At 68.9% G+C, this 22,539-nt stretch carries 15 protein-coding genes and 3 rRNA genes; 9 read left to right on the top strand and 9 right to left on the bottom strand.

Annotation, left to right across the window (positions count from 1 at the left end):
- Positions 1-15 precede the first annotated feature (15 nt).
- Together CRP52_RS04005 and CRP52_RS04000 are read right to left on the bottom strand one after the other, a co-directional pair.
- Positions 16-438: a hypothetical protein gene (locus tag CRP52_RS04005; RefSeq protein ID WP_097235116.1), complete on the bottom strand. Its 423-nt coding sequence runs from the start codon at positions 436-438 to the stop codon at positions 16-18.
- A gap of 209 nt (positions 439-647) precedes the next feature.
- Positions 648-1,343, bottom strand: coding sequence for a FadR/GntR family transcriptional regulator (locus CRP52_RS04000; RefSeq protein WP_097239812.1), 696 nt, complete (start codon positions 1,341-1,343; stop codon positions 648-650).
- 205 nt (positions 1,344-1,548) lie between these two features.
- Between CRP52_RS04000 and CRP52_RS03995 the strand changes: the two genes are divergently transcribed.
- Both CRP52_RS03995 and CRP52_RS03990 read left to right on the top strand, forming a co-directional pair.
- Positions 1,549-2,103 (top strand): gluconokinase, encoded by a 555-nt coding sequence (locus CRP52_RS03995; protein WP_097235115.1) that lies wholly within the window; start codon positions 1,549-1,551, stop codon positions 2,101-2,103.
- On the top strand, positions 2,100-3,494 hold the full coding sequence (locus tag CRP52_RS03990; RefSeq protein WP_218893062.1) for a GntT/GntP/DsdX family permease: 1,395 nt from the start codon (positions 2,100-2,102) through the stop codon (positions 3,492-3,494). The genes CRP52_RS03995 and CRP52_RS03990 overlap by 4 nt, the downstream gene beginning before the upstream one ends.
- 119 nt (positions 3,495-3,613) lie before the next feature.
- Here CRP52_RS03990 and CRP52_RS03985 read toward each other — a convergent pair whose 3' ends face one another.
- From CRP52_RS03985 to mmuM, 5 genes are all read right to left on the bottom strand, one after another.
- Positions 3,614-5,209, bottom strand: a complete 1,596-nt coding sequence (locus CRP52_RS03985) for a glycerol-3-phosphate dehydrogenase/oxidase (protein WP_097235114.1) — start codon at positions 5,207-5,209, stop codon at positions 3,614-3,616.
- A 174-nt stretch (positions 5,210-5,383) separates the two neighbouring features.
- On the bottom strand, positions 5,384-6,904 hold the full coding sequence (glpK, locus tag CRP52_RS03980) for a glycerol kinase GlpK (RefSeq protein ID WP_097235113.1): 1,521 nt from the start codon (positions 6,902-6,904) through the stop codon (positions 5,384-5,386).
- A 106-nt stretch (positions 6,905-7,010) separates the two neighbouring features.
- Positions 7,011-7,748 carry an MIP/aquaporin family protein gene (locus CRP52_RS03975; protein ID WP_097235112.1) on the bottom strand — a complete coding sequence of 246 codons (738 nt, stop codon included), beginning with the start codon at positions 7,746-7,748 and terminating at the stop codon, positions 7,011-7,013.
- A 285-nt stretch (positions 7,749-8,033) separates the two neighbouring features.
- Positions 8,034-8,798 (bottom strand): IclR family transcriptional regulator, encoded by a 765-nt coding sequence (locus tag CRP52_RS03970; protein ID WP_097235111.1) that lies wholly within the window; start codon positions 8,796-8,798, stop codon positions 8,034-8,036.
- A gap of 118 nt (positions 8,799-8,916) precedes the next feature.
- The gene (gene mmuM / locus CRP52_RS03965; RefSeq protein WP_097235110.1) at positions 8,917-9,861 is read right to left on the bottom strand and encodes a homocysteine S-methyltransferase; all 945 of its coding nucleotides are present in this window, start codon (positions 9,859-9,861) and stop codon (positions 8,917-8,919) included.
- A 188-nt stretch (positions 9,862-10,049) separates the two neighbouring features.
- On the opposite strand from mmuM, the gene CRP52_RS03960 reads away from it, so the two are divergent.
- The 3 genes from CRP52_RS03960 to CRP52_RS03950 all read left to right on the top strand — a co-directional run bounded on the left by CRP52_RS03960 (position 10,050) and on the right by CRP52_RS03950 (position 13,790).
- The gene (locus CRP52_RS03960) at positions 10,050-11,021 is read left to right on the top strand and encodes an NUDIX hydrolase (RefSeq protein ID WP_097235109.1); all 972 of its coding nucleotides are present in this window, start codon (positions 10,050-10,052) and stop codon (positions 11,019-11,021) included.
- A 53-nt stretch (positions 11,022-11,074) separates the two neighbouring features.
- The gene (locus CRP52_RS03955) at positions 11,075-11,623 is read left to right on the top strand and encodes an NUDIX domain-containing protein (protein ID WP_097235108.1); all 549 of its coding nucleotides are present in this window, start codon (positions 11,075-11,077) and stop codon (positions 11,621-11,623) included.
- Positions 11,624-11,753: 130 nt separating this feature from the next.
- The gene (locus tag CRP52_RS03950) at positions 11,754-13,790 is read left to right on the top strand and encodes an acetoacetate--CoA ligase (protein ID WP_097235107.1); all 2,037 of its coding nucleotides are present in this window, start codon (positions 11,754-11,756) and stop codon (positions 13,788-13,790) included.
- 78 nt (positions 13,791-13,868) lie between these two features.
- Here CRP52_RS03950 and ptsP read toward each other — a convergent pair whose 3' ends face one another.
- Together ptsP and CRP52_RS03940 are read right to left on the bottom strand one after the other, a co-directional pair.
- Complete coding sequence (ptsP, locus tag CRP52_RS03945) at positions 13,869-15,539, bottom strand: phosphoenolpyruvate--protein phosphotransferase (RefSeq protein ID WP_097235106.1); 1,671 nt, start codon at positions 15,537-15,539, stop codon at positions 13,869-13,871.
- A gap of 46 nt (positions 15,540-15,585) precedes the next feature.
- Positions 15,586-16,035, bottom strand: coding sequence for a PTS sugar transporter subunit IIA (locus CRP52_RS03940; RefSeq protein WP_097235105.1), 450 nt, complete (start codon positions 16,033-16,035; stop codon positions 15,586-15,588).
- A 646-nt stretch (positions 16,036-16,681) separates the two neighbouring features.
- Between CRP52_RS03940 and CRP52_RS03935 the strand changes: the two genes are divergently transcribed.
- From CRP52_RS03935 to pgsA, 4 genes are all read left to right on the top strand, one after another.
- Positions 16,682-18,205: ribosomal RNA gene (locus CRP52_RS03935) — 16S ribosomal RNA — on the top strand.
- 276 nt (positions 18,206-18,481) lie between these two features.
- A 23S ribosomal RNA gene (locus CRP52_RS03930) occupies positions 18,482-21,602 on the top strand.
- Between the two features lie 71 nt (positions 21,603-21,673).
- A 5S ribosomal RNA gene (rrf, locus tag CRP52_RS03925) occupies positions 21,674-21,790 on the top strand.
- The 16S, 23S and 5S rRNA genes sit together here, the layout of an rRNA operon.
- A 96-nt stretch (positions 21,791-21,886) precedes the next feature.
- A complete protein-coding gene (gene pgsA, locus CRP52_RS03920) occupies positions 21,887-22,507 on the top strand; it encodes a CDP-diacylglycerol--glycerol-3-phosphate 3-phosphatidyltransferase (RefSeq protein ID WP_097235104.1) in 621 nt (206 codons plus the stop codon).
- The last annotated feature ends 32 nt before the right edge of the window (positions 22,508-22,539 follow it).

Here is a 22,539-nt window from a genome sequence, read left to right as displayed (position 1 = left end):
ACCTGCCGCCCGCGCTCAGGGCCGGGCGGTCGGCAGCCGAGGCTGCTGCGGCGGGCGCCGCTGCGGCTGAGGTGGCTGGTACGGCTGAGGCTGCTGGTACGGGTCCAGGTATACCGACGAGTTGGACCGGGGGAACGGCCGGGCGGCCAGCGGCTCCGAGGGCGCCCGCCCGCCCGCCATCGGGTGCGCGGAGCCCGGCGCCCGCATCCGCTGGGCGGCGACCTGGCGCGAGATCACGATCTCCAGCAGGCACCACATGGTGCCGAACACCCCGACCCCCATGGCCAGCAGCGCGGGTGTCAGCATCCAACTGCCCGCGTACGAGGCCAGCGTCGCGACGACCACGCCCACCAGGGTGAAGGAGAGGCACAGCACCGCCCGGACAGCGGCGGCGCGCACCTCGTCGGGCAGGCGGCGACGGCGGCGTGGCACGGACATCGAGCGACCCCCAGGCGCGGATTCGGCGACGGTCTCGGTAGCGGACACGGAACGGGCGCATACGAAAGGCGCCCCTTCGGCTCACTCTGCCCCGCAGAACCAGGACTATGCGTCCGAATCCGCCGAACTGCCGCCAAATCGTGCCATCCGGGCAGCAGCGACCGTCCGGCCGGCGGCAGCACCCGACCTGTCGGCTAGTCGGCCGGCGCTCAGCCCAACTGCTGGTTGAGCTCCGCGAGCGCCCCCGTCACGATCGTCCGCATCGCCTGCTCGGCCTCGTCGGCGTGCCCCGAGCAGATCGCGTCGGCGACCTCACGGTGCAGCCGGATCGCGTACGGCTCGGGCTGATGCGGCATCAGATGGTACTCCGTCCGCCCGGTGAGCACCGCCCCCACGGTATCCCCGAGGTGGGCGAACATCTCGTTGCCGGAGGCGCGCAGCACCAGGGCGTGGAAGGCGATGTCGTGCCCGAGGAAGGTGGCCAGGTCCGCGTCCCGCGCGGAGACCGTCAACTCGACGGCCAGTGAGCTCAGTTGACGCCGGTCGTCATCGCTGGCGTGGACCGCGGCGAGCGCCGCCGCGGCCGGCTCGACGGCGACCCGCAGTGAGCCGAGCGAGCGCAGCTGGGCGGGCCGGTCCGCCCCGGCCAGGCGCCAGCGGATGACCATCGGGTCGAAGACGTCCCACAGCGACTTCGGCTGCACGGTGATCCCGACCCTCCGCCGGGAGGCCACCAGGCGCATCCCCTCCAGGATTCGCACCGCCTCGCGGACGACCGTCCGGGACACCCCGAACCGCTCCTCCAGCTCCTCCCCGCGCAGCACCGCACCCTCGGGAATCTCCCCCGACGCGATCGCCGGCCCGAGTTCGTCAAGCAGCCGCCCGGGCAGCCCCTGGATCTCCATCCGCCCAGCGTAGACGGCCACCCCGTGGTCGGCGGCGGCGCGCCCCCTCCGGGGCCCCCTCCAAGGCCGCGTCCTGCTCCGACCCGGCCGCCGCCCGTGCGATCGAGCCCACAGCTCAAAAGTATGACGATTTGGTTTCCGGGTCTTGAATACGTCATATCTTTGAAGCGATAGTGGCGGCCAGGCAACGAAGGAGCACCACCCCATGGCTCTCAGCGTCGAGAACCACGACCTCCCGCAGACCCCCCTCACCATCGTGGTGATGGGCGTCTCGGGCGTCGGGAAGACCACCCTGGCCCGCTTGCTGGCCGACCGCCTCGGCTTCCCCTATGCCGAGGCGGACGACTTCCACCCGGCGGCCAACATCGCCAAGATGTCGGCCGGCACCCCGCTGGACGACGAGGACCGCGCCCCCTGGCTGCGCGCCATCGGCGGCTGGCTCAAGGAGCGGACCGAGGCCGGCACCGGCGGTGTGGTCACCTGCTCGGCGCTGAAGCACCGCTACCGCGACACCCTGCGCGCGGCCTGCCCCGGTGCCTTCTTCCTGCACCTCAGCGGTGGCCACGAGCTAGTCGAGGACCGGCTCAGCCACCGCACCGGCCACTTCATGCCGACGTCGCTGCTCGACTCGCAGTACGCCGCCCTGGAACCCCTGGAGGCGGACGAGCGCGGCGCCGTCCTGGACGTGGGCCCGTCCCCCGAAGAACTCGTCGAGATGGCCGTGGCGCTGCTGCGGCCCGTCAATGGAGACCTCGCGTGAGATTTGCCCCCACCCTGCTGGCGGCCGCCCCACCGGCCCTGCCGCACACCGGCAGCGACACCAGGCTGCTGATCGCGGTGCTCCTCAGCATCGGTGCGATCGTCCTGCTGATCACCAAGCTGAAGCTCCACCCGTTCCTCGCCCTCACGCTCGGCTCCGGCCTGCTGGCCGCCGTCGCGGGCGCCCCCTTCGACAAGCTGCTGAGCAGCTTCTCCACCGGCTTCGGCTCCACCGTGGCCGGTGTCGGCCTGCTGATCGGCCTCGGCGCGATGCTCGGCAAGCTGCTCGCCGACTCCGGCGGCGCGAACATCATCGCGGACACCGTGCTCTCCCGTACGGGCAACCGGGCACTGCCCTGGGCGATGGCGCTGATCGCCGCCGTGCTCGGCCTGCCGCTGTTCTTCGAGGTCGGCGTCGTCCTGCTGATCCCGATCGTGCTGCTGGTCGCCCGCCGCGGCAACGTGCCGCTGCTGCGGGTCGGCATCCCGGCCCTGGCCGGCCTGTCCGTGCTGCACGGCCTGGTGCCCCCGCACCCGGGCCCGCTGGTCGCCGTCGACGCGCTGAAGGCCGACCTCGGCGTCACCCTGGCGCTCGGCCTGCTGATCGCCGTCCCGACCCTGATCGTCGCCGGTCCGCTGTTCGCACGGGTCGCCGAGCGCTGGGTCGGCCCGCTGGAGATCCCGGCCGCCACCGCTCCCGAGGAGTCGGCCAAGCCCGACCGCACCCCGTCCTTCGGCGCGGTGCTGGCGACCATCCTGCTGCCGGTCGTGCTGATGCTCGGCAAGGCGCTGGCCGACGTGCTGATCGACGACCCGAAGGCGATGGGCCAGCGGGTGTTCGACTTCATCGGCTCCCCACTGATCGCCCTGCTCGCCGCGACCCTGCTCGGCATGGTCACCCTCGGCCGGGCGGCCGGCTTCGACCGGGCCCGGATCTCCGACACCGTCGGCAAGTCGCTCGGCCCGATCGCGGGCATCGTCTTCATCGTCGGCGCGGGCGGCGGCTTCAAGCAGACCCTGATCGACGTGGGCGTCGGCAACGCGGTGAGCGAGTGGTCCGGCAAGTGGCACATCTCCGCGCTGCTGCTGGGCTGGCTGATCGCCGTCCTGATCCGCTTGGCCACCGGCTCGGCGACGGTCGCCACGATCACCGCGGCCGGCATCGTCTCCCCGCTCGCCGCGACCATGTCCTCGACCCACGCGGCCCTGCTGGTGCTGGCGATCGGCGCCGGCTCGCTCTTCTTCTCGCACGTCAACGACGCCGGCTTCTGGCTGGTGAAGGAGTACTTCGGGATGAGCGTCGGCCAGACGCTGAAGTCCTGGTCGGTGATGGAGACGGTGATCTCGGTCGTCGCCATCGCCCTGATCCTGCCGCTGAGCCTGATCATCTAGCCGCCGTACCCGGCGAAGGGGCGGCACCCGTGACGGTACGGGTGCCGCCCCTCGGCGTTCAAAGCAGCGGGCGGGCGCCCGGGGAAACCCCGAACGCCCGCCCGCAGCAAAGGCCCTGCTTACTTGGCCCCACGCTTCGCGAGAAAGGCCTCGACCTCGGCCCGGATCTCCGGCGTGTCCAGCCCGCGCACGGTCATCGTGGTGCGGCGGCGCAGCACGTCGTCCGCCGTGTACGCCCACTCGTTCTCGGCCGCGTAGGCGACCTGCGCCCAGACGTCCGGGCCGTCCTCGTGGATCGGCCGGCCGAGCTCCGGGTTCTCGTCGATCATGCGGGCGATCTCGAAGGAGAGCGTGCCGTAGTGGCTGGCCAGGTGCTTGGCGACCAGCGGCTCCATCCGCGAGCCCGGCTCCCGGTCGATCAGCAGGCGGTGCGCCACCGCGTTCGGCGCGCCGACGCCCGGCAGCGGGACGGTCGGGGCGATCGGGGACATGTCCTCGCCGAGGCTGGTGCCGGGCACGTGGGCCAGCTTCTCCAGCACGGTGCGGCCGATGTGCCGGTAGGTGGTCCACTTGCCGCCGGAGACCGACAGCATGCCGCCGCGGCCCTCGGTGACGACCGTCTCGCGCTTGGCGGCGGCGGTGTCGCCCGGGCCGCCGGGCAGCACCCGCAGGCCGGCGAAGGAGTAGGTGATCAGGTCGCGGTCGAGGTGCTCGTCGCGGATCGCGTGCGCGGCCTCGCCCATGATCTGGTCGATGTCCGCGTCGGTGGCCCGGACGTCCTTCGGGTCGCCGGTGTACTCCTCGTCGGTGGTGCCGAGCAGGACGTGGTCCTCCCACGGGATGGCGAAGGAGACGCGGTACTTGTCGATCGGGATGGTCAGCGCGGCGCGCCACGGCGAGCGGCGCTTGACCACGACGTGGGCGCCCTTGGAGAGGCGGATCGACGGCGCGGCGCCGGCGTCCTCCATCTTGCGCAGGTGGTCGACCCACGGGCCGGTGGCGTTGAGCACCAGGCGGGCGTTGACGCCGAACTCGCTGCCGTCCAGGCGGTCGCGCAGCTCGGCACCGGTGACCCGGCCGCCGGTGAAGCGCAGCCCGGTGACCTCGGCGTGGTTGAGCACCACGGCGCCGGCGTCGACGGCGGCGCGCACGGTCATCACGGCGACGCGGGAGTCGTTCATCTGGTGGTCGCCGTAGACGGCCACCGAGCGCAGGCCCTCGGTGCGCAGCGCGGGCACCTGCTGGGCGGCGTGCGCGGCGGTGGAGACCCGGCCCATGCCGTCGCGGAAGGCGGACAGCGCCGAGTACAGGAAGACGCCGGCGCCGAGCTTGGCGGCGCCGTGCGGGCCGCCCTTGTAGACCGGCACGAAGAAGGTCAGCGGGTTGACCAGGTGCGGGGCCACGTCGGTGGAGAGCGCGCGGCGCTCCTTGTGGTTCTCCGCGACGAGCTTGACGGCGCCGGTCTGCAGGTAGCGCAGGCCGCCGTGGACGAGCTTGGAGGAGGCGCTGGAGGTGGCACCGGCGAAGTCGCCGGCGTCGACCATGGCGACCTTCAGACCGGCCTGGGACGCGGTCCAGGCGACGGCCGTGCCGAGGATGCCGCCCCCGATCACCAGCAGGTCGTAGGTGGCCTTGCCGAGCAGTTCACGGGTCTCGGCGCGGGAGGCGGTGCGGCCGGCGGTGCGCTCGGCGCCCAGGGTCGGGATGGTTGCCATGGTGGTTGTGTACGGCGCGCGGGTCGAGCGGCGCCGTTACTCCTCTCGTGTGCGGTGCGGCCCCTCCGGGAGAGGCCGGTCGGCCCGGTGCGGCGGGCCGGTGAAACACAGTGACGCCCGTTGCCGGAACAGCGGGCAGCCGGCCGGGGCACGGGGCCCCGACCGGCTTTTCGGTCAGTTGTCCTCTTCTTCCTCCACCCAGTCCATGGTGCGCTCCACGGCCTTGAGCCACTTCTTGTACTCACGCTCCCGGGTGGCCTCGTCCATGCGCGGGGTCCACTCGGCGGCGCGGTGCCAGTTGGCCCGCAGGGTGTCGAGGTCGTTCCAGAAGCCGACGGCGAGACCCGCTGCGTAGGCGGCGCCGAGGGCGGTGGTCTCGGCCACGTACGGGCGCTCGACCGGGGCGTCCAGGACGTCGGCGATGTTCTGCATGAGCAGGTTGTTGCTGGTCATGCCGCCGTCGACCTTGAGGGCGGTGAGCTCGACCCCGGAGTCCTTCTGCATGGCGTCGACGACCTCGCGGGTCTGCCAGGCGGTGGCCTCCAGAACGGCCCGGGCCAGGTGGCCCTTGGTGACGTACCGGGTCAGGCCGGCGATCACACCGCGGGCGTCGGAGCGCCAGTACGGGGCGAACAGGCCGGAGAAGGCCGGGACGAAGTAGGCGCCGCCGTTGTCCTCGACCGTGTTGGCGAGGGTCTCGATCTCGGCGGCGGTGGAGATGATGCCGAGCTGGTCGCGCAGCCACTGGACGAGCGAGCCGGTGACGGCGATCGAGCCTTCGAGCGCGTACACCGGGGCCTGGTCGCCGATCCGGTAGCCGACGGTGGTCAGCAGGCCGTGGTACGAGTTGACGATCTTCTCGCCGGTGTTGAGCAGCAGGAAGGTGCCGGTCCCGTAGGTGGACTTGGCCTCGCCCTCGTCGAAGCAGGTCTGGCCGAACAGCGCGGCCTGCTGGTCGCCGAGCGCGGAGGCGACCGGGACGCCGGCCAGGTCGCCGACGGCCTCGCCGTAGACCTCGGCGGAGGAGCGGATCTCCGGCAGGACGGCCATCGGCACGCCCATCGACTCGGCGATGCTCTCGTCCCAGGCGAGCGTCTTGAGGTTCATCAGCATGGTGCGGCTGGCGTTGGTCACGTCGGTGACGTGCTTGCCGCCGTTGACACCGCCGGTGAGGTTCCAGATCACCCAGGTGTCCATGGTGCCGAACAGGATGTCGCCGGCCTCGGCGCGCTCGCGCAGGCCCTCGACGTTGTCCAGCAGCCAGCGGATCTTCGGGCCGGCGAAGTAGCTGGCCAGCGGGAGGCCGGTCTCGCGGCGGAAGCGGTCCTGGCCGACGTTGCGGCCCAGCTCGCGGCAGAGCGCCTCGGTGCGGGTGTCCTGCCACACCAGCGCGTTGTGCACCGGCTCACCGGTGTTCTTGTCCCACAGGACGGTGGTCTCGCGCTGGTTGGTGATGCCGATCGCGCGGATGTCGTCCTTGGTCAGGCCGGCCTTCTCCAGCGCACCGCGGACGACCGACTGCACCCGGGTCCAGATCTCGGCGGCGTCGTGCTCGACGTAGCCGGGCTGCGGGAAGATCTGCCGGTGCTCCTGCTGGTCGACGGCGACGATCCGGCCGTCGGCGCCGAAGATGATGCAGCGGCTGGAGGTGGTGCCCTGGTCGATCGCGGCGATGTAGTTACCGGTGGAGGTCATGAGGGTCCTCGGCTCAAGAGTTCGGGGTACGGGGTGGGTGGGTCCGACGCGGTGGCCGGTCCCCGTGTGCTCGGCGGGTCCGACTCTGCCCTTCGGCAGGGGCCCCTTAGAAGAGGGCGTTGTAGACGCCGCCGGCCGCGAGGCCGCCGATGATCGGGCCGACGACCGGGACCCAGGCGTACGACCAGTCGGAGCCGCCCTTCTTGGGGATCGGCAGCAGGGCGTGGGCGATGCGCGGGCCGAGGTCACGGGCCGGGTTGATCGCGTAGCCGGTCGGGCCGCCCAGCGAGAGGCCGATGCCGACGACGGTGAAGGCGACCATCAGGGTGCCGGTGCCGGACTGGGAGAGGCCGGAGTTGGTCCCGATGGTGAGGATCGCGAAGCAGAGCACGAAGGTGCCGATGACCTCGGTGAGCACGTTCTGGAACGGGTTCCGGATCTCGGGCCCGGTCGAGAAGATGCCGAGGGTGGGCTCCTCGTTGGCGTTGAACTGTCCGAGGTAGGTCGCCCAGACCAGCACGGCGCCGATGATCGCGCCGAGCAGCTGCGAGCCGATGTAGAGCGGCACCTGGCTCCAGTCGCCGCTCTTGACGGCGAGCGCGATGGTGACGGCCGGGTTGAGGTGGGCGCCGGACTTCGGAGCCGACATGTAGGCGGCGATGAGGACCGCGAATCCCCAGCCGAAGGTGATCGCCAGCCAGCCGGCGTTGACGGCCTTCGACTTCTTGAGGGTCACGGCGGCGCAGACGCCACCGCCGAGGAGTATCAGCGCGGCGGTGCCGAGGGTTTCGCCGACGAAAACGTCGCCGTTGGAGAACGCGGACACAAAGACTCCCTTGTCCATATGGCCCGGAGGTGCGGGTGGGGGTGGGCGGCCGGTCGATCGCTGTGCGGGTGAGCGCACTGGGGGAGTGATCTCCCCGGCCATCGTTCGACAATGTCGACCGTCATGCGGAAGCTTCCTCCCCAGGTTGCCCCCACGTCAAGGCGGGGTTACGCAGCTGTGACCCTCGCCTCGACCCGTCCCCCGAAGTTACCGAGCGGAGCGGCCCGAAACCGGACAAAACGCCAAGGCGCGGACAGGCTCCATGCCCGTCCGCGCCTCAGCGTGACGATGTGACCGCGTTTCTCAGAACCGCCCGGCACCCAGGTCGCGGGAGATCGCCCGCGCCGCGCTGCGCACCGAGGCCACCAGCGAGGGCTTCACGAAGCCGTCCTCACAGATCCGCTCCACCGGGCCGTTGATGCACACCGCGCCCACCGGATTGCGCCGCCGGTCCTGGATCAGCGCGGCGATCGAGGCCACGCCCTCCCAGGTCTCCTCGACGGAGTCCGCCCAGCCGCGCTCGCGGATCAGCGCGCACTCGGCGTCCAGGTCGCTCGCCTCGGTCAACGTCCGCAGGGTGTACGGCTCGTACGGCCCGTCGCCCAACTCCCCGCGCGCGACCGGGTCGTAGGCCACCAGCACCTTGCCGATCGCGGTGCTGTGCAGCGGCTGCATCGAACCGACCTCCAGCACTTGCCGGGTGTCGTCGGGCCGGAACACGTGGTGCACGATCAGCACGCCCTGCTGGTGCAGCACGCCCAGGTAGACCGTCTCCCCGGCCGCCCGGGCCAGGTCGTCCGCCCACACCAGCGCCCGGGCCCGCAGCTCGTGCACGTCCAGGTAGCTCTGGCCCAGGCGCAGCAGCTCGGCGCCCAGCTGGTACTTGCCGCTCTCCGGGTCCTGCTCGACGAACCCCTCCTGCTGCAGCGTGCGCAGGATGCCGTGCGCGGTGCCCTTGGCGAGGTCCAGCGCCGTCGCGACCTCGGACAGGCCCAGGCGGCGCTCACCGCCGGCCAGCAGTCGCATGATCGCGGCGGCCCGGGAGAGCGACTGGATCGGGCCGGGCATGAGAACCTCCGCGCTGACAGGCGGTCGACATTGTCGACCGCAGTGGTGACGGGACGAGTCTGCCAGGCCGTACAGACTCCGTGCACCTTCCCCCCGGTAACCCGCCCTTCGCCGGCCGTCAACCTTCCGGATCGTTCGACCGTCCCCGGCGCACCGCCACCTCCGCCGCGAGCGCGGCGATCCCGTCCGGCCCGACCCGGCAGCAGCCGCCCACCAGCCGGGCCCCGTCCGCGAGCCAGCCGCCCACCCGGGCCGAACGGAAGGTCGGCTCCCCGCGCCAGTCCCGGCGCTCGGCGTCCCAGCGCTCCCCGCTGTTCGGGTAGACCACCACCGGCTTCCCGGTCACCTCGGCGGCCAGCGCCACCGCCCGGTCCGCATCCTGCGGCGTGCAGCAGTTGACGCCCACCGCCAGCACCTCGGCCACGTCCGCGGCCGGCGCGAACGCCTCCGCCAGCGGCTGCCCGGCCCGGGTCCGGTCGCCCGAAATGCTGTAGGAGAGCCACACCGGCACCCCCAGCCCGCGCACCAGCCCCAGCAGCGCCCGGGCCTCGTCCGCGTCCGGCACCGTCTCCAGCGCCAGCACGTCCGGCCGCGCGGCCGCCAGCACCTCCAACCGCGGCCGGTGGAAGGCCGCCAGCTCCGCCACGCTCAGCCCGTACCGGCCCCGGTACTCCGAACCGTCGGCCAGCACCGCCCCGTACGGGCCCACCGACGCCGCGACCCAGCGCCGCCGCCCGCCCGGCGCCGACCGCGCCGCCTCCCGGGCCAGCTCCACACTGCTCGCCATCAGCCGCGCCGCCTCCGCCCGGCCCACCCCGCGCCGGGCGAAGCCCTCGAAGCTCGCCTGGTAACTCGCGGTTATCGCGACGTCCGCCCCGGCCTCGAAGTACGCCCGGTGCGCCGCGACCACCGCCTCCGGCTCGTCGGCCAGCAGCCGCGCCGACCAGAGCGCGTCCGACAGGTCGTGCCCGGCGGCCGCCAACTGGTTCGACATCCCGCCGTCCAGCACCAGCGGACCGGCGGCGAGCGCCGCGGCGAAGTCCGGCGGGGGAACAGTGGGCATGTCGGCCTCCTCGGGGAGTGTCATTCCTGGTCACAGCCTAGAAGGAGGACGCCACCGCGGACCGGGAAAACCATTTGCCGCCGGGGAACACAATCGCTACGTTGTGCTCATCCCGAGAACGACACGGGAGCGAATCCGGGAGCGACACCGAGCACGGCGAGTGCGGAGAGTGCGGAGAGGAGCCGGCCATGGCGGCGGACGAGCAGCCCCCACAGCCCCTCACCGCGCCCGCGCCCACCGGGCCCGAGACGGAGCAGGAGTGGCTGGCCGCGTACGACCCGCGCGCCTACACCCCGGTCGCCGTCACGGTCGACGTGGTCGCCCTGACCTTGCGCCACGGCAGCCTGCACGTCCTGCTCGTCGAGCGCGGCGCCCCGCCCTACCAGGGCTGCTGGGCGCTGCCCGGCGGCTTCCTGCGGGCCGGCGAGGAGGGCCTGGACGAGGCGGCCGCCCGCGAGCTGGCCGAGGAGACGGGCCTGCAGGGCGCCTCCGAGGTCGAGGCCACGCTCTGCCGCCTCCACCTCGAACAGCTCGGCACCTACGGCGCCCCCGGCCGGGATCCGCGGATGCACGTCGTCTCCGTCGCCTACCTCGCCTTCGCACCCGACCTGCCCGACCCCCAGGCCGGGACGGACGCCGCGGCCGCCGCCTGGCACCCCGTCGCCGACCTGGACCTCCGGCCCTGCGGCCGCCCCACAGCCGCCGGTGCGCCCGCCGACACCCACGGGGGTGGTGTCGACGGGCGCACCGGCCCCACCGCGCTCACGCTGGCCTTCGACCACGCCCGCATCCTCGCCGACGGCCTGGACCGGGTGCGCGCCAAGCTCGAATACAGCCCGCTGGCCACCGCTTTCCTGCCCGACGACTTCACCATCCCCGACCTTCGCGCCGTCTACGAGGCGGTCTGGGCCGAGAAGCTCCACCCGGGCAACTTCCACCGCAAGGTCCTGTCCGTCCCCGGCTTCGTCGAGAGCACCGGCACCACCACCCAGCGCGGCGGAGCCCGCGGCGGCCCCCGGGCCCGCACCTACCGCGCCGGCGGCGCCGGCCTGCTACACCCCGCCCTGCTCCGCCCCACCCGCGAGGACCAACCGGCCGGGCACCCACCGGCCGAGCACCCAGCGGGCGAGGCACCACCCACCGAGCCCCACTCCCACTGACCGCACCCGCCCGGCAGGGGAACCGCATTGACCCACCGGGCTACCATCCGGCCATGACCACTGACGAAGCGACCAGGCCCGTCCACCGGCCGTTCTCCCACTGCCACTTCTGCGGCACGCCCTACTCGCCCGGCACCGTGACGTGGCCCCGCACCTGCCCCGGCTGCGCCGAGATCAGCTACCGCAACCCCCTGCCCGTCGCGGTCACCGTCCTCCCCGTCGCCCGGCCCGACGCCGACCCCGCACTGGTCGTCATCCGCCGCACCATCGAGCCCGGCTACGGCGAACTCGCCTTCCCCGGCGGCTACATGGACTTCGGCGAGAGCTGGCAGCAGGCCTGCGTCCGCGAGCTGCACGAGGAGACCGGCATCGCGGCCGACCCGGCCGACGTCACCCTGATCCACACCGCCTCCGACCCCAACGGCCGCTTCGTGATGCTCTGCGGCCTGCTCCCCGCCCGACCTCTCGCCGACCTCCCGCCCTCGCGCCCCACCGACGAGACCGACGGCTGGCTGCTCGCCACCGCCGACACCGCGCTCGTCTGGGACTTCCACAACGGCGTCCTGCGTCGCTGGTTCAGCGGCGAGTTCACCCCCCGCTGACCACCCGGCCCCGCACCGGCCGACCCTGGCGCGACGGCCGCTCACATGGCATGGTCTGCACCGACAGCCCAACCGGACGGGCCTGCCACAAGCACTCCCGTCCCCACCACCGGCCCGGGAGACCACCACCGTGAGCACCCCACCCCAGGACCAGCCGCTCTGGCGCCCCACCCCCGCTCGCGCGGCCGCCACCAGCCTGGTGGCCTTCCAGGCCTGGGCCGCCGAACACCACGGCGCCCCGGCCGCCCCGCTCGCCCCGGCCGCCGACGACCAGCAGGCCGCCGAGCGCTACGCCGACCTGCACGCCTGGTCCACCGAGGACCTCGACCGGTTCTGGACGGCCGTCACCCAGTGGTTCGACGTCCGCTTCACCCAGGCCCCCGAGGCCGTCCTCGCCGACCCGGCCATGCCCGGCGCCCGCTGGTTCCCCGGCGCCCGCCTCAACTACGCCGAGCAGGCCCTGCGCGCCGCCGAGCCCGGGCCTGACGGAGAGAAGAGCGCCAACGCCGACCGCCCGGCGATCCTCCACCTCGACGAGACCACCGAGCAGCCCGTCGTCCTCACCTGGTCCGAACTGCGCCGCCAGGTCGGCTCCCTGGCCGCCGCTCTGCGCGCCCGGGGCATCGGCCCCGGCGACCGCGTCAGCGCGTACCTGCCCAACATCCCGCAGGCCGCCGCCGCCCTCCTCGCCACCGCCGCCGTCGGCGCGATCTGGACCAGCTGCGCCCCCGACTTCGGCGCCCGCAGCGTCCTCGACCGGCTCCAGCAGATCGAGCCCGCCGTCCTCTTCGCCGTCGACGGCTACCACTACGGCGGCAAGGACCACGACCGCACCGACGTCGTCGCCGAACTGCGCCGCGAACTGCCCAGCCTGCGCACCGTCGTGCACGTTCCGCTGCTCGGCGGCCCCGCCCCCGAGGGCGCCCTGACCTGGGACGACCTGGTCGCCGACGAGGTCGAGCCGGTCTTCGAGGCCGTCCCCTTCGACCACCCGCTCTGGGTCCTCTACTCCTCCGGCACCACCGGTCTGCCCAAGGCCATCGTCCAGAGCCAGGGCGGCATCCTCCTCGAACACCTCAAGCAGGCCGGCCTCCACCTCGACCTCGGCCCCCAGGACCGCTTCCTCTGGTACACCTCCACCGGCTGGATGATGTGGAACTTCCTCCTGGCCGGCCTCCTCGTAGGGTCGACGATCGTCACCTACGACGGCAGCCCCGGCCACCCGGACACCGGCGCCTTCTGGTCCGTCGCCGCCCGCACCGGCGCCACCGTCCTCGGCACCTCCGCCGCCTACGTGATCGCCGGCCGCAAGGCCGAACTCCACCCCGGCCGGGACCTCGACCTCTCCAGCGTCCGCTGCATCGGCACCACCGGATCCCCGCTCCCGCCCGACGGTTTCCGCTGGATCTACGACGAGGTCAAGGAGGACGTCTGGCTCGCCTCCGTCAGCGGCGGCACCGACGTCTGCTCCTGCTTCGTCGGCGGCGTCCCGACCCTCCCGGTGTACCTCGGCGAGATCCAGGCCCCCTGCCTCGGCGCCGCCGTCGAGTCCTGGGACGTCCAGGGCAAGCCGCTCACCGACGCCGTCGGCGAGCTGGTCGTCACCAAGCCCATCCCCTCCATGCCCACCGGCTTCTGGAACGACCCGGAGGGCACCCGCTACCACGACAGCTACTTCGACACGTACCCCGGCGTCTGGCGCCACGGCGACTGGATCACCGTCACCTCCCGGGGCACCGTCGTCATCCACGGCCGCTCCGACTCCACCCTCAACCGCCAGGGCGTCCGGATGGGCTCCTCGGACATCTACGAGGTGGTCGAACGCCTCCCCGAGATCGCCGAGTCCCTGGTCATCGGCCTGGAGGAGCCCGACGGCGGCTACTGGATGCCGCTGTTCGTCGTCCTCGCCCCCGGCGCCGAACTGGACGACGACCTCATCGGCCGCATCCGCACCTCGCTGCGCACCGAGCTGTCCCCGCGCCACGTCCCCGACGAGGTCATCGCGGTCCGCGGCCTCCCGCACACCCTCACCGGCAAGCGGATCGAGGTCCCGGTCAAGCGCATCCTCTCCGGCACCCCGCTGGAGCAGGCCGTCAACCCCGGCTCCGTCGACAACATCGAGCACCTGCGCTTCTTCGAGCAGCTCCGCGTCGACCGCCAGGCCTGACCGGCCCGCACACCACGAAAGGGGCGTCCCCGCCGCAACGGCGGGGACGCCCCTTTCCCTGTCCCTACTTCTCCCGGCCTACTCGCCGGACAGCACCTGCTGCGCGGCGACCCGCGCCTCCTCGGCACTGTCCGCGGCCCGGGCCGCCTCGGCCGCCCGGCGGCACTGCGCCAGCGTGTACTTGGCCAGCGCGGTCCGCACGTACGGGATCGACGCGGAGCCCATCGACAGGCTGGTGACACCCAGACCGGTCAGCACCACGGCCAGCAGCGGGTCGGAGGCCGCCTCACCGCAGACGCCGCAGCTCTTGCCGCTCACCCGCGCGGCGTCGGCCGCCGCGGCGATCAGGTCCAGCAGCGCCGGCTGCCACGGATCCTGCAGCCGGGCCAGCGCCCCGACCTGCCGGTCGGCCGCGAAGGTGTACTGCGCCAGGTCGTTGGTCCCCAGCGACAGGAACTCGACCTCCTGCAGGATCGACCTGGCCCGCAGCGCGGCCGACGGGATCTCCACCATCGCACCGAACTTGGCGTCCAGCCCGGCCTCCCGGCACGCGCTCGCGAAGTCCTTGGCGTCCTTGCGGTCGGCCACCATCGGGGCCATCACCTCAAGGTGCACCGGAAGGCCCTCGGCCGCCGTGGCCAGCGCCCGCAGCTGGGTACGCAGCACCTCGGGGTGCTCCAGCAGCGTGCGCAGGCCGCGCACGCCCAGCGCCGGGTTCGGCTCGTCGGCCGGCGTCAGGAAGTCCAGCGGCTTGTCCGCGCCCGCGTCGAGCACCCGGACCACGACCCGCCCCTCCGGGAACGCCTCCAGCACCGTGCGGTACGCCTCGACCTGCGTCGCCTCGCTCGGGGCCTTCGCCGAGTCGTCCAGGAACAGGAACTCGGTACGGAACAGGCCGACGCCCTCGGCCCCGTTCTCCAGCGCGGCCGGCACGTCCGCCGGGCCGCCCACGTTGGCCAGCAGCGGGACGCGGTGCCCGTCCGAGGTCTGCCCCGGGCCGGAGGAGGCGGCCAGCGCGGCCTTGCGCTCGGCGGCGATCGCCCGCAGCTCCTCCTGCTTCTGCGGCGAGGGCTCCAGCAGCACATCACCCGAGCTGCCGTCCACCGCGACGACGGTGCCCTCGGCGACCTCGGTCGCCCCCGGCAGCGCCACGACGGCCGGCACGCCCAACGCCCGCGCCAGGATGGCACTGTGGCTGGTCGGCCCGCCCTCCTCGGTCACGAACCCGAGCACCAGTGCCGGGTCCAGCAGCGCCGTGTCGGCCGGTGCCAGGTCCCGCGCGAACAGCACGTACGGCTCGTCGCTGTCCGGCACGCCCGGCATCGGCACCCCGAGCAGCCGCGCCACGATCCGGTTGCGCACGTCGTCCAGGTCGGCGACCCGCCCGGCGAGGTAGTCCCCGGCGGAGGCGAGCAGCGCACGGTAGGCGGCGAAGGCGTCGTACACGCCGCGCTCGGCACTGCTGCCGACCGCGATCCGGCGGGACACGTCGGCCATCAGCTCCGGGTCCTGCGCCATCAGCGCCTGGGCCTCCAGCACCGCCTGCGCCTCACCGCCGGCCAGGTTGCCGCGCGCGATGAGATCGGCGGCGACCGCCTCGACCGCGGCCTGGGCGCGCGCCTGCTCGCGCGGGGCGTCCTCGGTGGGGATCCGGGTGGCCGGGGGCTCCAGCACCGCCGTCCCCATGTGCCGCACCTGGGCGATCGCGACCCCGTGGCTGACACCCACGCCGTGCAGTGTCTTCTCCATGAACCTGTTTCTCCGCTGAGTCTGTGGGGGGATGGGGAGAGGGGGGTCAGCTCCAGCTGAACAGCGGCTCGCCGGAGACGGCCTCGCCGTCCTCCCGCAGCGTGCCCAGCGAGTCGGGAGTGGCCTCCAGCGCCACGATCGGCGAGATCGGCGACTTGCCGGCGGCCTCCACGGCGGACGGGTCCCACTTGATGACGGCCTGTCCGCGGGTCACCGTGTCGCCCTTGTTGACGAGCAGCTCGAAGCCCTCGCCGTTGAGCTGGACGGTGTCGATCCCGAGGTGGGTCAGCACACCGTGGCCCTCGGCGTCCACGACGACGAAGGCGTGCGGGTGCATGGAGACCACGACGCCGTCCACCGGAGCGACCGCCTCGGTGGGCCGACGAACCGGGTCGATCGCGGTGCCGGGCCCGACCATCGCACCCGAGAACACCGGGTCGGGCACGCCCGCGAGCCCGACGACCCGGCCGGTCAGCGGCGACGTCACAGTGGTCATGGTTGTGCCTCCCAAGTGCGCAATACAGCGAGTGGCCGCGAGGAGCGGCACGACGATCAGCTGAAGCCTAAATCATGTCAACTACGGACATACATTGACATTCCCGGGCGCAACCCCGCCCCCGCCTACCTACCGACCGGCGTTCCACCGGCCCCGCGAGTGGTCTAGTCCTCTCGCCCGATGCGCCGCACTCTACAGGCATCTTGGCGAATCGGGACCATTGCTGTATATGCTCGCGAGAGCAACAAATCATGCCGCCGCCCGGGTGACCCCGCGGCGCGCCCCGATTCGCGCTCGGCCCACCGACCCGCTATGGTTGGTCGAGTCGCCGTGACTCGGCGGTTAACACCAGATTTCAGATGCGAAAAGCCCCGGTAAACGGAGCGGAAACGTCTGATAGGCTGGAATCACGAACGAAGCCCGGAGGGTCCGCTGGAAGGCGGTCCGAAGGAAGCGTCCGTTCCTTGAGAACTCAACAGCGTGCCAAAAGTCAACGCCAGATATGTTGACATCCCCGGCCCTCAGGTTTCCTGGGGTTGGAGATTCCTTTTGAAATAACACTAGCGAGGACGCAGTGCGCGGGATCACCCTATTCCGGTGGTTGCCGTGCCGCTCAACGCGAGTGCCGCCCGATTACGGGTAGACATTCACGGAGAGTTTGATCCTGGCTCAGGACGAACGCTGGCGGCGTGCTTAACACATGCAAGTCGAACGGTGAAGCCCTTCGGGGTGGATCAGTGGCGAACGGGTGAGTAACACGTGGGCAATCTGCCCTGCACTCTGGGACAAGCCCTGGAAACGGGGTCTAATACCGGATATGACCTTCCTCCGCATGGGGGTTGGTGGAAAGCTCCGGCGGTGCAGGATGAGCCCGCGGCCTATCAGCTTGTTGGTGGGGTAATGGCCTACCAAGGCGACGACGGGTAGCCGGCCTGAGAGGGCGACCGGCCACACTGGGACTGAGACACGGCCCAGACTCCTACGGGAGGCAGCAGTGGGGAATATTGCACAATGGGCGAAAGCCTGATGCAGCGACGCCGCGTGAGGGATGACGGCCTTCGGGTTGTAAACCTCTTTCAGCAGGGAAGAAGCGCAAGTGACGGTACCTGCAGAAGAAGCACCGGCTAACTACGTGCCAGCAGCCGCGGTAATACGTAGGGTGCGAGCGTTGTCCGGAATTATTGGGCGTAAAGAGCTCGTAGGCGGCCTGTCGCGTCGGATGTGAAAGCCCGGGGCTTAACCCCGGGTCTGCATTCGATACGGGCAGGCTAGAGTGTGGTAGGGGAGATCGGAATTCCTGGTGTAGCGGTGAAATGCGCAGATATCAGGAGGAACACCGGTGGCGAAGGCGGATCTCTGGGCCATTACTGACGCTGAGGAGCGAAAGCGTGGGGAGCGAACAGGATTAGATACCCTGGTAGTCCACGCCGTAAACGTTGGGAACTAGGTGTTGGCGACATTCCACGTCGTCGGTGCCGCAGCTAACGCATTAAGTTCCCCGCCTGGGGAGTACGGCCGCAAGGCTAAAACTCAAAGGAATTGACGGGGGCCCGCACAAGCAGCGGAGCATGTGGCTTAATTCGACGCAACGCGAAGAACCTTACCAAGGCTTGACATATATCGGAAACGGCTAGAGATAGTCGCCCCCTTGTGGTCGGTATACAGGTGGTGCATGGTTGTCGTCAGCTCGTGTCGTGAGATGTTGGGTTAAGTCCCGCAACGAGCGCAACCCTTGTTCTGTGTTGCCAGCATGCCTTTCGGGGTGATGGGGACTCACAGGAGACTGCCGGGGTCAACTCGGAGGAAGGTGGGGACGACGTCAAATCATCATGCCCCTTATGTCTTGGGCTGCACACGTGCTACAATGGTCGGTACAAAGGGCTGCGATGCCGTGAGGCGGAGCGAATCCCAAAAAGCCGGCCTCAGTTCGGATTGGGGTCTGCAACTCGACCCCATGAAGTTGGAGTTGCTAGTAATCGCAGATCAGCATGCTGCGGTGAATACGTTCCCGGGCCTTGTACACACCGCCCGTCACGTCACGAAAGTCGGTAACACCCGAAGCCGGTGGCCTAACCCGTAAGGGGAGGAGCCGTCGAAGGTGGGACCAGCGATTGGGACGAAGTCGTAACAAGGTAGCCGTACCGGAAGGTGCGGCTGGATCACCTCCTTTCTAAGGAGCAAATATGCCGGTTGCAGGCGAATGTCCTGCACGGTTGCTCATGGGTGGAACGTTGACTATTCGGCACACTTGGTTGGCATCCGTTAGTACTGCTTCGGCGTGGAAGGCGGGTTGTTGATCGGGTGTGTCGGGCACGTTGTTGGGTCCTGAGGGAACGGGTAACCGTTGTCTCAGTGGTTGCCGGCCTCACTTGAGGTGGTCTTCGGATCATTGAGGGTGTGTGACTGGTCGTTGTTTGAGAACTGCACAGTGGACGCGAGCATCTGTGGCCAAGTTTTTAAGGGCGCACGGTGGATGCCTTGGCACCAGGAACCGATGAAGGACGTGGGAGGCCACGATAGTCCCCGGGGAGCCGTCAACCAGGCTTTGATCCGGGGGTTTCCGAATGGGGAAACCCGGCAGTCGTCATGGGCTGTCACCCGCTGCTGAACACATAGGCAGTGTGGAGGGAACGCGGGGAAGTGAAACATCTCAGTACCCGCAGGAAGAGAAAACAACCGTGATTCCGGGAGTAGTGGCGAGCGAAACTGGATGAGGCTAAACCGTTTTGGTGTGAGACCCGGCAGGGGTTGCCATTGCGGGGTTGTGGGAATGAGCTTCAGTCGTCTGCCGGCGGCTGGGCGAGTCAGAAACCGTATGGGTAGTCGAAGGACATGCGAAAGGTCCGGCGTAGAGGGTAAGACCCCCGTAGACGAAATCTGTACGGCTTGCTTGCTCATCTCCCAAGTAGCACGGGGCCCGAGAAATCCCGTGTGAATCTGGCGGGACCACCCGCTAAGCCTAAATATTCCCTGGTGACCGATAGCGGATAGTACCGTGAGGGAATGGTGAAAAGTACCGCGGGAGCGGAGTGAAATAGTACCTGAAACCGTGTGCCTACAAGCCGTGGGAGCGTCGTTCATCAGCTTGCTGGTGGGCCGTGACTGCGTGCCTTTTGAAGAATGAGCCTGCGAGTTTGCGGTGTGTAGCGAGGTTAACCCGTGTGGGGTAGCCGTAGCGAAAGCGAGTCCGAATAGGGCGACCCAGTTGCATGCCCAAGACCCGAAGCGGAGTGATCTAGCCATGGGCAGGTTGAAGCGCGGGTAAGACCGTGTGGAGGACCGAACCCACCAGGGTTGAAAACCTGGGGGATGACCTGTGGTTAGGGGTGAAAGGCCAATCAAACTCCGTGATAGCTGGTTCTCCCCGAAATGCATTTAGGTGCAGCGTCACGTGTTTCTTGCCGGAGGTAGAGCACTGGATAGGCGATGGGCCTTACCGGGTTACTGACCTTAGCCAAACTCCGAATGCCGGTAAGTGAGAGCGTGGCAGTGAGACTGTGGGGGATAAGCTCCATGGTCGAGAGGGAAACAGCCCAGAACACCGACTAAGGTCCCTAAGCGTGTGCTAAGTGGGAAAGGATGTGGAGTCGCAGAGACAACCAGGAGGTTGGCTTAGAAGCAGCCACCCTTGAAAGAGTGCGTAATAGCTCACTGGTCAAGTGATTCCGCGCCGACAATGTAGCGGGGCTCAAGCACATCACCGAAGTCGTGTCATTGCAGCATTGAGGGCCAACGCCTGCTGTGATGGGTAGGGGAGCGTCGTGTGCCGGGTGAAGCGGCGGTGGAAACCAGTCGTGGACGGTATACGAGTGAGAATGCAGGCATGAGTAGCGATACAAGAGTGGGAAACTCTTGCGCCGATTGACCAAGGGTTCCTGGGTCAAGCTGATCTGCCCAGGGTAAGTCGGGACCTAAGGCGAGGCCGACAGGCGTAGTCGATGGACAACGGGTTGATATTCCCGTACCCGCTTTGAAGCGCCAACGCTGAACCTCTTGATGCTAAGCCCGTGAAGCCGGCCCGGAGTCTTCGGACAATGGGACGTGGTGGAGCCGGTGACCCAACGGGGTAGTAGGTGAGCGATGGGGTGACGCAGGAAGGTAGTCCAGCCCGGGCGGTGGTTGTCCCGGGGTAAGGGTGTAGGACGAACGGTAGGCAAATCCGCCGTTCACAGAGTCTGAGACCTGATGCCGAGCCGATTGTGGTGAAGTGGATGATCCTATGCTGTCGAGAAAAGCCTCTAGCGAGTTTCATGGCGGCCCGTACCCCAAACCGACTCAGGTGGTCAGGTAGAGAATACCGAGGCGTTCGGGTGAACTATGGTTAAGGAACTCGGCAAAATGCCCCCGTAACTTCGGGAGAAGGGGGGCCATTCCTGGTGACGGGCCTTGCGCCTTGAGCTGGGGGTGGCCGCAGAGACCAGCGAGAAGCGACTGTTTACTAAAAACACAGGTCCGTGCGAAGCCGTAAGGCGATGTATACGGACTGACGCCTGCCCGGTGCTGGAACGTTAAGGGGACCGGTTAGCTTGGATTCGTCCAGGCGAAGCTGAGAACTTAAGCGCCAGTAAACGGCGGTGGTAACTATAACCATCCTAAGGTAGCGAAATTCCTTGTCGGGTAAGTTCCGACCTGCACGAATGGCGTAACGACTTCTCGACTGTCTCAACCATAGGCCCGGTGAAATTGCATTACGAGTAAAGATGCTCGTTTCGCGCAGCAGGACGGAAAGACCCCGGGACCTTTACTATAGCTTGATATTGGTGTTCGGTTCGGCTTGTGTAGGATAGGTGGGAGACTTTGAAGCGGCAACGCCAGTTGTTGTGGAGTCGTCGTTGAAATACCACTCTGGTCGTGCTGGATGTCTAACCTGGGTCCGTGATCCGGATCAGGGACAGTGTCTGGTGGGTAGTTTAACTGGGGCGGTTGCCTCCTAAAGGGTAACGGAGGCGCCCAAAGGTTCCCTCAGCCTGGTTGGCAATCAGGTGTTGAGTGTAAGTGCACAAGGGAGCTTGACTGTGAGACTGACGGGTCGAGCAGGTACGAAAGTAGGGACTAGTGATCCGGCGGTGGCTTGTGGAAGCGCCGTCGCTCAACGGATAAAAGGTACCCCGGGGATAACAGGCTGATCTTCCCCAAGAGTCCATATCGACGGGATGGTTTGGCACCTCGATGTCGGCTCGTCGCATCCTGGGGCTGGAGTAGGTCCCAAGGGTTGGGCTGTTCGCCCATTAAAGCGGTACGCGAGCTGGGTTTAGAACGTCGTGAGACAGTTCGGTCCCTATCCGCTGTGCGCGTAGGAGTGTTGAGAAGGGCTGTCCCTAGTACGAGAGGACCGGGACGGACGAACCTCTGGTGTGCCAGTTGTCCTGCCAAGGGCATGGCTGGTTGGCTACGTTCGGGAGGGATAACCGCTGAAAGCATCTAAGCGGGAAGCCTGCTTCGAGATGAGCACTCCCACCTCCTTGAGAGGGTAAGGCTCCCAGTAGACGACTGGGTTGATAGGCCGGATATGGAAGCCCTGTGAGGGGTGGAGTTGACCGGTACTAATAGGCCGAGGGCTTGTCCTCAGTTGCTCGCGTCCACTGTGTTGTTCTGAAACAACGACCGCCCTGCCGGCGGGTCGATAGTTTCATAGTGTTTCGGTGGTCATAGCGTGAGGGAAACGCCCGGTTACATTCCGAACCCGGAAGCTAAGCCTCACAGCGCCGATGGTACTGCAGGGGGGACCCTGTGGGAGAGTAGGACGCCGCCGAACAATTCTTCGAGAGAAGCCCCCGCCGGGTGAACCGGACGGGGGCTTCTCTGTTGTAAGGTCAACGTGCATTGTCGTCACACGGACAGGAGGCCCCGGGTGGAGGTCCAGGAGACGCGGGTCCAGACCGATCGCGTCCTCACCATCCCCAACCTGCTGAGCATGGGCCGGCTGGTCGGTGTACCGCTCTTCCTCTGGCTCATTCTGTGGCCGGTCTTCGGTGGACCCAACAATGACGGTTGGGCGCTGTTGATCCTGGCGCTGAGCGGCGTCAGCGACTACCTGGACGGAAAGCTCGCCAGGCGATGGGGGCAGATCAGCCGGGTGGGGCAGCTGCTGGATCCGCTGGCCGACCGGCTCTATGTGCTGTCCACGCTGGTCGGATTGACCTGGCGTGAGATTCTGCCGTGGTGGCTGACGGCGATTCTGCTGGCCCGGGAGCTGTTTATCGCGGCGCTTCTGCCCATTCTCAACCGGCACGGTTACGGGCCGCTCCAGGTGAGTTTCCTGGGGAAGGCCGCGACGTTCAATCTGATGTACGCGTTTCCGCTTCTGCTGCTCGGCAGTGTGGACAGCTGGATCGCGCGGCCGGCCGAGGTCGTGAGCTGGGCCTTCATCTGGTGGGGGACCGTCCTCTACTGGTGGGCCGCGATTCTCTACGCGGTTCAGGCGCGGCAGATCGTCAAGGCGAGTGCGGCGCGCTCCGCGTCCGCAGTCTGAGACGCGATCTGAGAGAAGCCCCACGCTCCATC

The sequence above is a fragment of the Streptomyces sp. 1331.2 genome, from assembly GCF_900199205.1.
Taxonomy (GTDB): Bacteria; Actinomycetota; Actinomycetes; order Streptomycetales; family Streptomycetaceae; genus Kitasatospora.
Note: the sequence above shows the minus strand (reverse complement) of the source record. Positions and strands in the feature narration are given on the sequence as shown.

Coding starts and splice junctions, on each gene's coding strand:
- CRP52_RS03955 (WP_097235108.1), top strand. CDS start 11,075: ATGACCACTGACGAAGCGACCAGGCCCGTCCACCGGCCGTTCTCCCAC.
- mmuM (WP_097235110.1), bottom strand. CDS start 9,861: ATGCCCACTGTTCCCCCGCCGGACTTCGCCGCGGCGCTCGCCGCCGGT.
- CRP52_RS03995 (WP_097235115.1), top strand. CDS start 1,549: ATGGCTCTCAGCGTCGAGAACCACGACCTCCCGCAGACCCCCCTCACC.
- glpK (WP_097235113.1), bottom strand. CDS start 6,904: ATGACCTCCACCGGTAACTACATCGCCGCGATCGACCAGGGCACCACC.
- CRP52_RS03985 (WP_097235114.1), bottom strand. CDS start 5,209: ATGGCAACCATCCCGACCCTGGGCGCCGAGCGCACCGCCGGCCGCACC.
- CRP52_RS03960 (WP_097235109.1), top strand. CDS start 10,050: ATGGCGGCGGACGAGCAGCCCCCACAGCCCCTCACCGCGCCCGCGCCC.
- ptsP (WP_097235106.1), bottom strand. CDS start 15,539: ATGGAGAAGACACTGCACGGCGTGGGTGTCAGCCACGGGGTCGCGATC.
- CRP52_RS03970 (WP_097235111.1), bottom strand. CDS start 8,798: ATGCCCGGCCCGATCCAGTCGCTCTCCCGGGCCGCCGCGATCATGCGA.
- CRP52_RS03940 (WP_097235105.1), bottom strand. CDS start 16,035: ATGACCACTGTGACGTCGCCGCTGACCGGCCGGGTCGTCGGGCTCGCG.
- CRP52_RS03975 (WP_097235112.1), bottom strand. CDS start 7,748: ATGGACAAGGGAGTCTTTGTGTCCGCGTTCTCCAACGGCGACGTTTTC.
- CRP52_RS04005 (WP_097235116.1), bottom strand. CDS start 438: ATGTCCGTGCCACGCCGCCGTCGCCGCCTGCCCGACGAGGTGCGCGCC.
- CRP52_RS04000 (WP_097239812.1), bottom strand. CDS start 1,343: ATGGAGATCCAGGGGCTGCCCGGGCGGCTGCTTGACGAACTCGGGCCG.